At 67.0% G+C, this 14,325-nt stretch carries 9 protein-coding genes; 2 read left to right on the top strand and 7 right to left on the bottom strand.

The window, feature by feature from the left end; all coding sequences use genetic code 11:
- Positions 1-56: 56 nt before the first annotated feature.
- Positions 57-926, bottom strand: coding sequence for a helix-turn-helix transcriptional regulator (locus tag NRB56_RS29375; protein ID WP_153347535.1), 870 nt, complete (start codon positions 924-926; stop codon positions 57-59).
- A gap of 360 nt (positions 927-1,286) precedes the next feature.
- Here NRB56_RS29375 and NRB56_RS29370 point away from each other — a divergent pair, with 360 nt between their 5' ends.
- Positions 1,287-2,282 carry an aldo/keto reductase gene (locus NRB56_RS29370; RefSeq protein ID WP_194291034.1) on the top strand — a complete coding sequence of 332 codons (996 nt, stop codon included), beginning with the start codon at positions 1,287-1,289 and terminating at the stop codon, positions 2,280-2,282.
- Between the two features lie 50 nt (positions 2,283-2,332).
- On the opposite strand, the gene NRB56_RS29365 is transcribed toward NRB56_RS29370, so the two are convergent.
- The 3 genes from NRB56_RS29365 to NRB56_RS29355 form a co-directional block, all read right to left on the bottom strand.
- Complete coding sequence (locus tag NRB56_RS29365) at positions 2,333-2,803, bottom strand: PaaI family thioesterase (protein WP_153347533.1); 471 nt, start codon at positions 2,801-2,803, stop codon at positions 2,333-2,335.
- A 562-nt stretch (positions 2,804-3,365) separates the two neighbouring features.
- The gene (locus tag NRB56_RS38485) at positions 3,366-4,310 is read right to left on the bottom strand and encodes a hypothetical protein (protein WP_194291030.1); all 945 of its coding nucleotides are present in this window, start codon (positions 4,308-4,310) and stop codon (positions 3,366-3,368) included.
- A 32-nt stretch (positions 4,311-4,342) separates the two neighbouring features.
- On the bottom strand, positions 4,343-5,104 hold the full coding sequence (locus tag NRB56_RS29355; RefSeq protein ID WP_153347532.1) for a bestrophin-like domain: 762 nt from the start codon (positions 5,102-5,104) through the stop codon (positions 4,343-4,345).
- 181 nt (positions 5,105-5,285) lie between these two features.
- Between NRB56_RS29355 and NRB56_RS29350 the strand changes: the two genes are divergently transcribed.
- Positions 5,286-5,639 carry a YrdB family protein gene (locus NRB56_RS29350; protein ID WP_153347531.1) on the top strand — a complete coding sequence of 118 codons (354 nt, stop codon included), beginning with the start codon at positions 5,286-5,288 and terminating at the stop codon, positions 5,637-5,639.
- Positions 5,640-5,708: 69 nt separating this feature from the next.
- On the opposite strand, the gene NRB56_RS29345 is transcribed toward NRB56_RS29350, so the two are convergent.
- The 3 genes from NRB56_RS29345 to rpoB form a co-directional block, all read right to left on the bottom strand.
- Positions 5,709-6,170, bottom strand: coding sequence for a hypothetical protein (locus NRB56_RS29345; RefSeq protein ID WP_153347530.1), 462 nt, complete (start codon positions 6,168-6,170; stop codon positions 5,709-5,711).
- Positions 6,171-6,511: 341 nt separating this feature from the next.
- Positions 6,512-10,465 (bottom strand): DNA-directed RNA polymerase subunit beta', encoded by a 3,954-nt coding sequence (locus NRB56_RS29340; protein ID WP_319943717.1) that lies wholly within the window; start codon positions 10,463-10,465, stop codon positions 6,512-6,514.
- A 109-nt stretch (positions 10,466-10,574) separates the two neighbouring features.
- On the bottom strand, positions 10,575-14,075 hold the full coding sequence (gene rpoB, locus NRB56_RS29335; protein WP_319943733.1) for a DNA-directed RNA polymerase subunit beta: 3,501 nt from the start codon (positions 14,073-14,075) through the stop codon (positions 10,575-10,577).
- Between the last annotated feature and the right edge of the window lie 250 nt (positions 14,076-14,325).

Genomic DNA, 14,325 nt, shown 5'->3' with positions numbered 1-14,325 from the left:
AGCGCACAAACCGTCCGCGTGGTGCTCGGAACATTCACCGAGACAGCGGTTCTCGACTATCCGTGATCCAGAAGCCGCTCGGCCGAATCGCTTTCGTCCGACAACGACTGAGTTCCGATGACTCGCAACAGATCCAGCTTCTCCTGGGCGTCGCTACCCGGCCGCGGGTAGTACACCAGCAGCTTCTGGGTGGCGTTCGGGGTGACCAGGGTCTCGCAGATCAGATCCAGCATGCCGACCCGGGGATCGTGGATGCGCTTGGCATCGTTGAGCCGCACCCCGACCTCGTGGTCGCTCCACAGCCGCTCGAATTCCGGGCTCGTCGCGCGCAGGCGGCTCACCAGCTCGGTGACGTCGGCGTCGCCCGCCCGGCGGGCCGCGGTGGCGCGCAGGTCCGAGACGTGTTTGCGCGCGAGACGTTCGGCGTCGTCCGGAAATTTGGCGCGCACCTCCGGATCGGTGAACCAGCGCCAGGCGATGTAGCGATCCGGGCCGGTGTGCTGGATCCGCTCACCGGACATGATCATGTGCATCCGGTTCTGGGTCAGCACCTCGCCGAGGTCCGAGATCACGCAGGCGGGCGTGTCGTCGAGCTTGTTCAGCAGGAACAGCAGTCCGGGGCCGACGTGCCGATCGCCGCCGCGCGCGGGCGCGGTGTGCCCGCACAGGTGGAACAGGTGATCGCGTTCGTCGTCGGTGAGCCGCAGCGCCCGGGCAAGCGCGCTGAGCACCTGCACCGACGGCCGGGGGCCGCGGGACTGCTCCAGCCGGGTGTAGTAGTCGGTCGACATCCCCGCCAGCAACGCCACCTCGTCGCGCCGCAACCCCGGGGTGCGGCGGCGCGCGCCCGGCAGCAGGCCCACATCGGCCGGTTGCAGCTGCTCACGGCGGCGGCGCAGGAAATCGGCGAGATCGTCACGGTCCATGTGTTCCACTGTCCTCCCGGGCCGTGGGCGTAGCCAGGGATCCCCGATCCCGGGCAACCGAAGAACCGGGATCGCCGATGTGTACCCGGGGGACCAGCGGTCTGTGCACCTGGGGGATCACCGGTCCTGTGCACCCGGGAACGACCGGTCCTGTGCCGGGATCACCAGCCCTGTGCACGCGGGGAACGACCGGTCCTGTGCACGGGGATCACCGGCCGTGTGCACCCGGGGATCACGGTTCTGTGCATCTTGGGAATCGCCGATCCTGTGCACCCAGGGATTGCCGATCCCCCGATATCCGATCTCTGCCGGATCCCCGGATCGAGGGCCCAGGATGGAAGCATGACCAACTCGACGACGATGGACCGGGTTCAACTGGGTGTCACGGGCCCACTGGTCGGCCGGATCGGCCTCGGCGGCATGAGCATGTCCGGGGCGTACGGCGCCTCCGACGAGGCGCAGTCGATCGCGACCGTGCATGCCGCCCTGGACTCGGGCGCGACACTGATCGATACCGGCGACTTCTACGGCTTCGGCCACAACGAGATGCTGCTCGGCCGGGCCCTGTCCGACCGCCCGCGGGAGGACTACCTGCTCAGCGTCAAATTCGGCGGCCTGCGCGGCCCGGACAACAGCTGGGGCGGGTTCGACGGCCGACCGGCCGCGGTCCGCAACTTCCTCGGATATTCGCTGCAACGGCTCGGCGTCGACTACATCGACGTCTACCGACCGGCCCGGCTCGACCCGAACGTGCCGATCGAGGAGACCATCGGCGCGATCGCCGAGATGGTGGAGGCCGGCTATGTCCGCTACATCGGGCTGTCCGAGGTCGGCGCGGAGACGATCCGGCGCGCCGCGACCATACATCCGATCGCCGATCTGCAGATCGAGTACTCGCTGATCTCCCGCGGGATCGAACGCGAGATTCTGCCGACGACCCGCGAGCTCGGCATCGGCATCACCGCTTACGGAGTGCTGTCGCGCGGCCTGCTCAGCGATTCGCTGCGCACCCGCCCCGACTTCGATCCCGGTGACTTCCGCGCCCACAGCCCGCGGTTCCAGGGCGACAACCTCACCAGCAATCTGCGGCTTGTCGAGGCGCTGGCCGCGATCGCCGAGACACGCGGCGCGACCGTCGCTCAACTCGCGATCGCGTGGGTGCTGTCCCGCGGCGCCGACATCGTGCCCATCATCGGCGCCCGCACTCCCCAGCGCTGGTCGGAAAGCGCCGCAGCGCTGGACATCCGGCTCACCGAGGATGAGATCGCCGAGATCGAGGCAGCCGTGCCGGCCGAGCAGGTGGCCGGCGAACGCTACGCGACCGCGCAGATGGCGATGCTGGACAGCGAGCGCTGAAGCTACTTCCGGTCCCGCCGGACGTGGGTACTTCCGGTGCCGCCGGATGCCTACTTCCGGCGCGGCCGGATCACCGCGGTGAACGATGCCGCGGCCACCGAATTCCCGGTGTTGTCGGTGAGATCCACCGGCACCGCCAACTCGACGGACTGCCCGTCCTCGATCCCGGAGCGGGCCCGATCCAGTTCCGCCGCCGTCAATTCCGAGGCGGCGCGGATCGGGCCCGCTTCGCCCTTCGCACGGGCCAAATACTCGATCCGACCGTCCCTGGCGACGATGAACGCCTCCCCCATCAGATCGACGATCCCGGAGATCGCCGCACCCATGGCCGCCGTCTCGGCCAGCCCGAACAGGATCGCGGCGTGCAGATCACCGTTGTGATTGAGATGTTCCGGCTTCGGTTCGATCGCGACGACGCTGCGGCCCGGGAGATACTCCACCCCCTCGATCCCGGCGAACTGGATGAACCCGAGCTTCCGGAATCCGGCCATCACCAGTTCGCCCATGGTCGCGCTGTCCATACCAACTCCCGCCGCAAATGAAACGTGTTCTATTTTCTTACCCGGCGGGACGGGGATTGTCCACGCGCGGCCGAACCAGACCATGAGCTCGTACTGCGATCGCCGGGCGTGAAATATCCGCCGCCGTGCTCACAGTGAACATGAACAATCGTGCCGCCAGAGCCCTGAATGCCCTGTCGGGGTTCGGGATCGTGAAGCCGCCGGAGGGACTGACCGCCGGTCGGCGAGAACAGGCCGCGCGGGATCGTCCGCCGAGGCGCGGTGGTGACCCCAGGACGACCCGGTTGCCGACGCATCTCGGTTGCCGACGCAGACGAGTAATCAGGACGAACGACGGACGGCGCGGCCCCGGTGGGCAATCAGGCCGGGCGACGGGGCCGCAGCCGGACGGCACGGTCCCGGCGGACGATCAAGCCGGACGGCGGGGGCGCGGGCGGACGGCACGGTCCCGGCGGACGATCAAGCCGGGCGACTGGGGCGCGGGCGGACGGCACGGTCCCGGCGGACGATCAGGCCGAGCGGCGGGGGCGCGGGCGGGCGGACGGCGCGTCCCGGTGGACGATCAGGCTGGACGGCGGGGGCGCGGGTCGGCGGAGCGGACCCGGACGCCGATCAGGACGGTGGAGACCAGGACGACCATCAATTCCATGAGGTCCCAGGCGACGTCGTCCGTGGCCGGCGGTTCGGCGGCGACCGGGCGGGCCTGCCACTTCGGGGTCGGCGGGACGGGAACAGGCGGTGCCGGTGGTGGCGCTGGGGCGGCGGGGACGGGAGCCGGGGGCACGAAGACCGGCAGGATAGGCAGGGGTGGGGGGCCGAGTTGCAGGGGCAGTTCGGGGGCGGGCGGGGGCGCCGGCGGCAGGAGGCAGGTGATGATCGCGCTGCCGGTGATCGCACTGCCCAGGGCGGCGCTGCCGAGGCCGGAACCGCCGGAGCCGGTGCCCACCAGGCTGGAACCCCCAGAACCGAAGCCGACCAGGCTGGAGCCGCCCACGAGGCTGCTGCCGCCGGAGCCACTACCGGTCGCGCTGCCGGTCAGCACGCCGAGCAGGATCAGGCTGAGACCGGTGACCGCGCTTCCGGCACAGGCGGTTTGGACGCTGCCGGAACTCGGGCCGGCCGGTGCGGCGGATTCGACCGGATCGGCGGACTCGGCATGATCGCCGTCGGCCTCGGCCGGGGCGGTGCCCGGGAGGGGCGTGGCATGGGTCGACGGGCGGGACAGGCTTGTCTCCCGGCGGGCGGTCTCGTTCGCTGTGGCCGGTGGGTGCAGGCTCAGGGCGCTGCCGGAGTCGACACCACCGGCGTCGTCGTTGCCGATACCCGAGCCGGTCGCACCGCTGCCCGTACCGCCCGATCCGGTCATGGCGCTGCCGGTCGAGACGCCGGCGATCGGGCCGGGATCGGCCGGGGCGACGCCGCCGGCCGACAGCACCATCGCCACGGCACAGCCGCCGACCACTCGCACCGCACGCGGCCCGGTGCCCGGCACGCTCGCGAAAACCATGTGCATCAACTCGATTCGTCGAGGGAACACGGTCAGCCGATGTGCTGATAGCGCGCCAGCGCGAATTCGAACGCGTCGCGGGGAACGCTGATGGTGTGGGAGAACGGCCGCTCGAAGTTGTGGATCTGGAGCAGGGCCGAGGCGATCACCACACCGAGCAGGGCGGTCATCAGGGTACTGCGCCAGGTGACCCGGGTGCCGGAGAGCACCGGACTGAACAGCAGTAGCACCGTGCCGAATATCAGTGCGACATACAGGAATCCGGGCACGCCCTGGGCCGCGTCGACCCCGCGGTCGGTACGGGCGTCGGCCACTTTGACCAGGGCCGTCTGGGCGGCCGCTCGCGCATCCGTCGTGACCTGATCCTGCGGATGCTGCTGGGCGACGGTGTCGCGCAACGAGTCCAGCATCGACTGCGCGGACGGGCTGAGGCGGCCGTTGCGGCTCATGGTGGTCCACTCCGGGCCGACCACCTGTTCGGTGTAACCGCGGACCAGCGTCTGTACGCGATCCCGGTCGGGCTCGGCCATGTTGTGCGCCGCGAAATAGGTCTCGACCAGGCCCTTGGCCTCGGTGACGGTGTGATTGTGCGCATTCTGGTACTGCTGCCAGCAGATGACCACGATGAACGCGACGACGGCGGTGAAGAACGTCTTGATGACGTCCAGCGCCAGCGTGCCCGAGGCTTCGTCGTTGGTCTGCCGCCATGCGGCCGGGCGCATCCGGTCGCCCGCGACCAGGACCACCACCGCGAGCAGCGCCCCCAACAGGGCAGCGATCAGTTCCTGAACCATGCCGCAACTCCGTTCCGAGCCCCAACCAATTCATCAGGCAGCGTCGATCACCACGTATTCGGAGCCGTAACCCCCACGGATGGAACGAGATTCGCCGCGAGAGCACCGCTCTTGACAAAACAGACACTCATGCGAGAGCATTGCTCTCACAAGAGAACGACTGTCACACTCGGAGGTCCGAATGCTCACCGTTGCCAAGGGGACGAATGCCGCCCTGATGTTCTTCCTCGAGCTGGGCGCCCTCGGCTCGGTCGCCTACTGGGGCTTCACGGTGAGCCCGAACTGGATCCTGAAATTCGTTGCGGGACTCGGCGCTCCGGCGATCCTCGCAGTGCTGTGGGCACTGTTCGCCGCCGGCGGCGGTGAGAACGCCACCTACGCCCTGCACGGCATCGTCCGCGCGGTATTCGAAATCGCCTGGTTCGGCAGCGCCGCCCTCGCCCTCTACTCGGCCACCACCCTCACCCCTGCCCTGATCTTCGCCGGTATCTACGCGATCAACGCCGTGCTCCGCCTGATCTGGAATCAGGTGTGAAAGAAATTAACCACCGTCCACTCGGGTGGCCCAGTTCCACTACGGAGTCGGGCCACCCATGTGCGGGAACTACCTACTCTTCAGCTCATTCATCCCATCGAGGACTTTGTTCAACATCGAGACCACATGCTTATGCCGCACGTCACTGTCGGCTTTGAGCCATTCCAGCTTTCCGGAATGGTCCTCTTGGGTCACCTTGATATCAGAGAGCTCTTTGGTATGCACGGCCTGCACAGCCTTCACCTCGGCGACATCCGTCTTGATATCCGAGATGTCCCGAACATGGATCTCCTGAACGGCCTTGACCTCAGAGATATCCTTGGTCTGGACATCCAATTTGCCAGCGATCTCGGACAAGTCCCGGGAATGGACCGCCTGGACCGCCTTCAGATCAGCCAGTTCGACACTGTGTCCGGCCTGCTTCTCGAAGACATGCCAGAGACGACTGCTGGCCTGATTGACATCTGCTGCCATCGAGCGCACAAACGTTTCGACCGCGCTCAAACGATCCTCGACACCCGCATTGCTCATTCGGCAAAACCTCCATCTTGTTCCGGGTGCCGACTGCGCAATCGGCGATGACCTCCCGGGCATTGCTCACACTAAACGCCACCCGCGCGACGCGCCAAAGAACGACACTCCGCCCAAATTGGATTCGCACCCTTTCCGCGTCGTGCACACATCAATTCCGCCACAGGGTATTTCGACGAATGCTTATTCGATAATCCGGAAACCGAATATTCACGGCCCGGATCGAGGGCCCTCCGCAGTCCCCGCACGAAAGCCTCGCACCCCGAACATGAATCGGCCCCCGCTCCGAAATCCGGAGCGGGGGCCGATCACAGTTCACCCGAGGCAGGGCGATACGCGGACTACCGGTAGTCGCTGAACCCGTAGTCGTCCAGCGGCACCGCAGCACCCGTGGTCTGGCCGAAGCCGTCCGGGGTGTAGTAGGTGTCGTCGTAGGACGGCACGGCGTAGGCGGCCGCGCGGGCCTCCTCGGTCGGCTGGACCTGGATGTTCCGGTAGCGGTTGATGCCGGTACCGGCCGGGATCAGCTTGCCGATGATCACGTTCTCCTTCAGGCCGATGAGCTTGTCGGAGCGGCAGTTGATGGCCGCGTCCGTCAGCACTCGGGTGGTCTCCTGGAAGGAGGCCGCCGACAGCCACGAATCGGTGGCCAGCGACGCCTTGGTGATACCCATCAGCACCGGACGGCCGGCGGCCGGCTCGGCGCCCTCGGACACCACGCGCCGGTTCGAGTTCTCGAACTCGGCACGCTCGACCAGCGAACCGGGCAGGAACTCCGTCGCGCCCGAGTCGATGATCGTGACGCGGCGCAGCATCTGCCGGACGATGACCTCGATGTGCTTGTCGTGGATGGACACACCCTGCGACCGGTACACCTCCTGGACCTCGTGGACCAGGTGGATCTGCACCTGACGCGGACCCATCACACGCAGCACCTCGTGCGGATCGGCCGAGCCCTCGAGCAGCTGCTGACCGACCTCGACGTGGTCGTTGTCGGCGAGCAGGCGCTCACTGCCGTCGTCGTGCTTGAACACCCGCAGCCGCTGACGCTTCGACAGCTTGTCGTAGACCACTTCCTCCGAACCGTCGTCCGGAATGATCGTGATCTTGTAGAAGCGGTCGTCGTCCTCCAGCCGCACCCGGCCGGAGATCTCCGCGATCGGCGCCTTGCCCTTCGGCACCCGAGCCTCGAAGAGCTCCTGCACGCGGGGCAGACCACCCGTGATGTCGTCACCGGCGACACCACCCTGGTGGAAGGTACGCATGGTCAGCTGGGTACCGGGCTCACCGATGGACTGGGCGGCGACGATGCCGACGGCCTCGCCGACGTCGACCAGCTTGCCGGTGGCCATCGAGCGGCCGTAGCACATCGCGCACACGCCGGTGCCCGAGGTGCAGGTCAGCACCGACCGGACCTTGACCTCGGTCACGCCGGCCTCGAGGAGAGCCTCGAGTGCCGGATCGCCGAGGTCGTGGCCCTTCTCGACCACCACGTTGCCCGCGGCGTCGAGGATGTCGGTGGCCGCGGTCCGGGCGTAGGTGCTGGTCTCCACGTGCGCGTCCCGGATCAGCGAGCCGTCCGGCTGCTTCTCCGCGATCCGCACGATGATGCCGCGCTCGGTGGCACAGTCCGTCTCGCGCACGATGACGTCCTGCGACACGTCCACCAGACGACGGGTCAGGTAGCCCGAGTCGGCGGTACGCAGCGCGGTGTCGGCCAGACCCTTACGCGCGCCGTGGGTGTTGATGAAGTACTCCAGCACCGTCAGGCCCTCGCGGAAGGAGGACTTGATCGGCCGCGGGATGAACTCACCCTTCGGGTTGGTCACCAGACCCTTCATGCCCGCGAGGGTACGAGTCTGGGTGAAGTTACCCGTGGCGCCCGAGTCGACGATCGTGATGACCGGGTTGTCCGGCGGGTAGTGCGCACGCAGCGCCTTACCGACCTCTTCCGTGGCCTCCTGCCAGATCTTCACCAGGGCGTTGTTGCGCTCCTGGTGATCGAGCGCACCACGCTGGTACTTCTTCTCGATCTGCTCGGACTGCGCCTCGTAGCGCTCCATGATCTCCGCCTTCTCCGGCGGAACGAGCACGTCCGACATGGAGACGGTGACGCCGGAGCGGGTGGCCCAGTGGAAGCCCGCGTCCTTGAGCTTGTCGACGGTCTGCGCGACCACGATCATCGGGTAGCGCTCGGCGAGATCGTTGATGATCGTCGCCTGCCGCTTCTTCGGCATCTGCTCGTTGATGAACGCGTAGTCGTGCGGGAGCAGCTCGTTGAACAGCACCCGGCCGAGCGTGGTCTTGATCGCCCACGAATCGCCGCGCTGCCAGCCGTCCGGGAACTCCGCCGCCTCGATCTCGCGCGGCGGACGCTGATCGTTCAGGCGGACCTTGATCAGCGAGCGCACGGTGAGCTCGCCACGGTCGACGGCCATCTGGGCCTCGGCCGCGGAGGAGTACACACCGAACTCCGGCTCGTCGGTGCCTGCCTCCCGGTACTCGCCCTTCGCGCCCTCTTCCAGGCGGGTCAGGTAGTACAGGCCGGTCACCATGTCCAGACGGGGCATGGCGAGCGGACGACCCGAGGCCGGCGACAGGATGTTGTTCGAGGACAGCATCAGGATGCGGGCCTCGGCCTGCGCCTCCGCGGACAGCGGCAGGTGCACGGCCATCTGGTCACCGTCGAAGTCGGCGTTGAACGCCTCACACACGAGCGGGTGCAGCTGGATCGCCTTGCCCTCGACCAGCAGCGGTTCGAAGGCCTGGATGCCCAGCCGGTGCAGGGTGGGCGCGCGGTTCAGCAGCACGGGGTGCTCGGCGATGACCTCTTCGAGGACGTCCCACACCTGCGGCCGCTGCCGCTCGACCATCCGCTTGGCGGACTTGATGTTCTGCGCGTGGTTCAGGTCGACCAGCCGCTTCATCACGAACGGCTTGAACAGCTCCAGCGCCATCAACTTCGGCAGACCGCACTGGTGCAGCTTCAGCTGCGGGCCGACGACGATCACGGAACGACCCGAGTAGTCGACGCGCTTGCCGAGCAGGTTCTGGCGGAACCGGCCCTGCTTGCCCTTGAGCAGATCGGACAGCGACTTCAGCGGACGGTTGCCCGGTCCGGTGACCGGGCGGCCGCGGCGGCCGTTGTCGAACAGGGCGTCGACCGACTCCTGCAGCATCCGCTTCTCGTTGTTGACGATGATCTCGGGCGCGCCCAGATCGATCAGTCGCTTGAGGCGGTTGTTGCGGTTGATGACGCGGCGGTACAGGTCGTTCAGGTCGGAGGTCGCGAAGCGGCCACCGTCGAGCTGCACCATCGGGCGCAGTTCCGGCGGGATCACCGGAACGGCGTCGAGGACCATGCCCATCGGCGAGTTGCCGTTGGTCTGGAACGCGGCGACGACCTTCAGGCGCTTGAGGGCGCGCAGCTTCTTCTGGCCCTTACCGGTGCGGATGACCTCACGCAGGTGCTCCGCCTCGGCCGCGATGTCGAAGGTCTCCATCAGCTTCTGGATGGCCTCGGCACCCATCGCGCCGGTGAAGTACTCGCCGTAGCGGTCCTGCAGCTCGCGGTACAGCACCTCGTCCACGATCAGCTGCTTGGTGGACAGCTTGGTGAACGTGGTCCAGATCTCGTCGAGCCGGTCCAGCTCGCGCTGGGCGCGGTCGCGCAGCTGCCGCATCTCGCGCTCGCCGCCGTCCTTGACCTTGCGGCGGACGTCGGACTTGGCGCCCTCGGCCTCGAGTTCGGCGATGTCGGCTTCCAGCTTCTGGGCGCGGGCCTCCAGGTCCGCGTCGCGCTGGTCGGCGACCGCCTTCTTCTCGACCTCCATCTCCGCCTCGAGCGTGGACAGCTCGCTGTGCCGCAGCTCGTCGTCGACACCGACGATCACGTACGCGGCGAAGTAGATGATCTTCTCGAGATCCTTCGGCGCCAGATCGAGCAGGTAGCCCAGGCGCGACGGCACGCCCTTGAAGTACCAGATGTGGGTGACCGGAGCGGCCAGCTCGATATGGCCCATCCGCTCGCGGCGCACCTTGGCGCGCGTGACCTCGACGCCACAGCGCTCACAGATGATGCCCTTGAAGCGGACGCGCTTGTACTTACCGCAGTAGCACTCCCAGTCCCGGGTGGGGCCGAAGATCTTCTCGCAGAACAGGCCGTCCTTCTCCGGCTTGAGCGTGCGGTAGTTGATGGTCTCCGGCTTCTTCACCTCGCCGTAGGACCACTGACGGATGTCTTCGGCGGTGGCCAGGCCGATCCGGAGTTCATCGAAGAAGTTGACGTCTAGCACGTAACTTCCTTTCCCCTGTTCGGGTTCAGTATCGAGCAAAGTTCGCTAGTCCAGTGCGGTCGGCTGACCGCTGTCCCCGGGGGCAATCGCCCCCGGGGACCGAATCGGCTTACTGCGCCAGATCGTCGACCGTGGCAGCCTCGTTGCGCGACAGGTTGATACCCAGGTTCGCCGCGGCCCGCTCCAGGTCCTCGTCCTCGCCCTCACGCAGCTCGATCGCGGCGCCGTCCGAGGACAGCACCTCCACGTTCAGGCACAGCGACTGGAGTTCCTTGAGCAGAACCTTGAACGACTCCGGAATGCCCGGCTCCGGAATGTTCTCGCCCTTGACGATGGCCTCGTAGACCTTCACGCGGCCGACCACGTCGTCGGACTTGATGGTCAGCAGTTCCTGCAGGGTGTAGGCGGCGCCGTAGGCCTGCATGGCCCAGCACTCCATCTCACCGAAGCGCTGACCACCGAACTGCGCCTTACCACCGAGCGGCTGCTGGGTGATCATCGAGTACGGACCGGTCGAGCGCGCGTGGATCTTGTCGTCGACCAGGTGGTGCAGCTTCAGGATGTACATGTAGCCGACCGCGACCGGGTACGGGAACGGCTCGCCGGAGCGGCCGTCGAACAGGGTCGCCTTGCCGTGCTCGTTGACCATGCGCTCACCGTCGCGGTTCGGCAGGGTCACGCCGAGCAGGCCCTGCAGTTCCGCGTCGCGGGCGCCGTCGAACACCGGGGTGGCGACGTTGGTGTCCGACTCCTGGCCCAGCATCTCCTCGGGCAGGGCCGCGGCCCAGTCCGGGACGGTGCCGGTGCCGTCGGTGACGTCCCAGCCCGCCTTGGCGATCCACCCGAGGTGGGTCTCCAGGATCTGGCCGATGTTCATACGACGCGGCACGCCGTGGGTGTTCAGGATGATGTCGACCGGGGTTCCGTCGGGCATGAACGGCATGTCCTCCTTGGGGAGGATCTTGCCGATGACGCCCTTGTTGCCGTGCCGGCCGGCCAGCTTGTCGCCGTCCTGGATCTTGCGCTTCTGGGCCACGTAGACGCGGACCAACTCGTTCACGCCCGGGGGCAGATCGTCGTCGTCGTCGCGGGAGAACACCCGGATGCCGATGACCTTGCCGGACTCGCCGTGCGGCACCTTCAGCGAGGTGTCGCGGACCTCGCGAGCCTTCTCACCGAAGATGGCGCGCAGCAGGCGCTCCTCGGGGGTCAGCTCGGTCTCGCCCTTCGGGGTCACCTTGCCGACGAGGATGTCACCGTCGCGGACCTCCGCACCGATGCGCACGATGCCGCGCTCGTCCAGGTCGGCCAGCACCTCGTCGGAGACGTTCGGGATGTCCCGGGTGATCTCCTCGGCGCCGAGCTTGGTGTCCCGGGCATCGATCTCGTGCTCCTCGATGTGGATCGAGGTGAGCACGTCCTCCTCGACGAGGCGCTGCGACAGGATGATCGCGTCCTCGTAGTTGTGGCCCTCCCACGGCATGACGGCGACGAGCAGGTTCTTGCCCAGCGCCATCTCACCGTTCTCGGTGCACGGACCGTCGGCGAGCACCTGGCCGCGCTCGACCCGCTGGCCCTCGTCCACGATCGGCCGCTGGTTGGCGCAGGTGCCCTGGTTGGAACGCGCGAACTTGCGCATCCGGTAGCTGCGCCGGGTGCCGTCGTCGTGCATGACGGTGATGTAGTCGGCGGAGACCTCCTCGACCACACCCGGCTTGTCGTTGACCACGACATCACCGGCATCAACGGCAGCCCGCAATTCCATTCCCGTGCCGACCAGCGGCGACTCGGAACGGATCAGCGGCACGGCCTGACGCTGCATGTTCGCGCCCATCAGCGCGCGGTTGGCGTCGTCGTGCTCGAGGAACGGGATCATGGCGGTCGCCACCGACACCATCTGGCGCGGCGAGACGTCCATGAAGTCGACCTCGCGGGCCGGGACGTACTCCATCTCCTCGTTGCCGCGACGAGCCAGGACCTTGTCCTCGAGGAAGTTGCCCTCGGCGTCCACCGGCGAGTTGGCCTGCGCACGGATGTGCCGGTCCTCCTCGTCGGCGGTCAGGTACTTGACCTCGTCGGTGACCCGGCCGTTCTCGACCCGCCGGTACGGCGTCTCGATGAAGCCGAACGGGTTGACCCGGGCGTACACCGACAGCGAACCGATCAGGCCGATGTTCGGGCCTTCCGGGGTCTCGATCGGGCACATGCGGCCGTAGTGCGACGGGTGCACGTCGCGGACCTCGAGGCCCGCGCGCTCCCGGGACAGACCACCCGGGCCCAGCGCCGACAGGCGGCGCTTGTGGGTCAGGCCCGACAGCGGGTTGTTCTGGTCCATGAACTGCGACAGCTGCGAGGTGCCGAAGAACTCCTTGATCGCCGCCACCACCGGGCGGATGTTGATCAGGGTCTGCGGCGTGATGGCCTCGACGTCCTGGGTGGTCATGCGCTCGCGCACGACCCGCTCCATGCGGGACAGGCCCACGCGGATCTGGTTCTGGATGAGCTCGCCGACGGTGCGCAGACGGCGGTTGCCGAAGTGGTCGATGTCGTCGACCTCGACCGGAACCTCCACGCCGGCCGGCGCGGTCATGAACTTGTCGCCCTGGTGCAGACGGACCAGGTACTCGATGGTCGAGACGATGTCCTCGCGGGTCAGCACCGAACCCACCACCGGCACACCGGCGTTCAGGCCCAGCTTCTTGTTGACCTTGTAGCGGCCGACGCGGGCCAGGTCGTAGCGCTTCTCCTTGAAGAACAGGTTCTCCAGCAGGGTCTGCGCGGACTCCTTGGTCGGCGGCTCGCCCGGACGCAGCTTGCGGTAGATGTCGAGCAGCGCCTCGTCCTGGCCGGCGGTGTTGTCCTTCTCCAGCGTGGACATCATGATCTCGGAGAAGCCGTACCGCTCGACGATCTCCTCGGCGGTCAGGCCCAGCGCCTTCAGCAGCACGGTGACCGGCTGCCGGCGCTTGCGGTCGATGCGGACGCCGACGGTGTCGCGCTTGTCGACGTCGAACTCCAGCCACGCGCCACGCGACGGAATCACGCGGACGCTGTGCAGCGTCTTCTCCGTGGTCTTGTCGATGCTGTCGTCGAAGTAGACGCCCGGCGAACGGACCAGCTGGGAGACCACGACGCGCTCGGTGCCGTTGATGATGAACGTGCCCTTGTCGGTCATCATCGGGAAGTCGCCCATGAAGACCGTCTGGCTCTTGATCTCACCGGTGTTGTTGTTGATGAACTCCGCGGTGACGAACAGCGGCGCCGCGTAGGTCATGTCCTTGTCCTTGCACTCCTCGATGGAGGCCTTGACCTCTTCGAAGCGCGGATCGGAGAAGGACAGCGACATGGAACCCGAGAAGTCCTCGATCGGGGAAAGCTCCTCGAGCACTTCCTCGAGCCCACCGACCGGATCGACGACGTCGCCACGAGCGATTGCCCGTTCCCGCCAGTCCGGTGAACCGATCAGCCAGGCGAACGATTCGGTTTGTAGATCGAGAAGCCCTGGAACCTCGAGGGGTTCGCGAATCTTCGCGAACGACACCCGCTTCGGGGCTCCGGGAATACCGGCCTTGGTCTGGGTGGAGACTGCCAAGATGCGTCCTTCCAGCACCTCACGCGCGGGCGTGCGGTGCCAGTACGTACGTGGCACCGCGACGAACCGTCGCTTGTCTGCTTGCGTTCAGATTCCGGCTGGATACACCCCGAACGAACCCGAACAGCAGACAACGGAAGTAACACCACATGTTTGAAACGCCGCGTTCGAGGCATTTCAGCGGTGGGACTTTCGTAGTGCGATCAAGGAATGGACAGAGGGCAGCCAGCGCAAAGTCCAAACCTACACCCATACAGAAGGGGTGTCA

The sequence above is a fragment of the Nocardia aurantia genome, from assembly GCF_009604425.1.
In the GTDB taxonomy this organism is placed as follows: Bacteria; Actinomycetota; Actinomycetes; order Mycobacteriales; family Mycobacteriaceae; genus Nocardia; species Nocardia aurantia.
Note: the sequence above shows the minus strand (reverse complement) of the source record. Positions and strands in the feature narration are given on the sequence as shown.

What these genes read in the sequence shown, in the direction of transcription:
- NRB56_RS29365 (WP_153347533.1), bottom strand. Translation starts at nt 2,803, where the DNA reads ATGGACAGCGCGACCATGGGCGAACTGGTGATGGCCGGATTCCGGAAG.
- NRB56_RS29350 (WP_153347531.1), top strand. Translation starts at nt 5,286, where the DNA reads ATGCTCACCGTTGCCAAGGGGACGAATGCCGCCCTGATGTTCTTCCTC.
- NRB56_RS29345 (WP_153347530.1), bottom strand. Translation starts at nt 6,170, where the DNA reads ATGAGCAATGCGGGTGTCGAGGATCGTTTGAGCGCGGTCGAAACGTTT.
- NRB56_RS38485 (WP_194291030.1), bottom strand. Translation starts at nt 4,310, where the DNA reads ATGGTTTTCGCGAGCGTGCCGGGCACCGGGCCGCGTGCGGTGCGAGTG.
- NRB56_RS29370 (WP_194291034.1), top strand. Translation starts at nt 1,287, where the DNA reads ATGGACCGGGTTCAACTGGGTGTCACGGGCCCACTGGTCGGCCGGATC.
- NRB56_RS29355 (WP_153347532.1), bottom strand. Translation starts at nt 5,104, where the DNA reads ATGGTTCAGGAACTGATCGCTGCCCTGTTGGGGGCGCTGCTCGCGGTG.
- NRB56_RS29375 (WP_153347535.1), bottom strand. Translation starts at nt 926, where the DNA reads ATGGACCGTGACGATCTCGCCGATTTCCTGCGCCGCCGCCGTGAGCAG.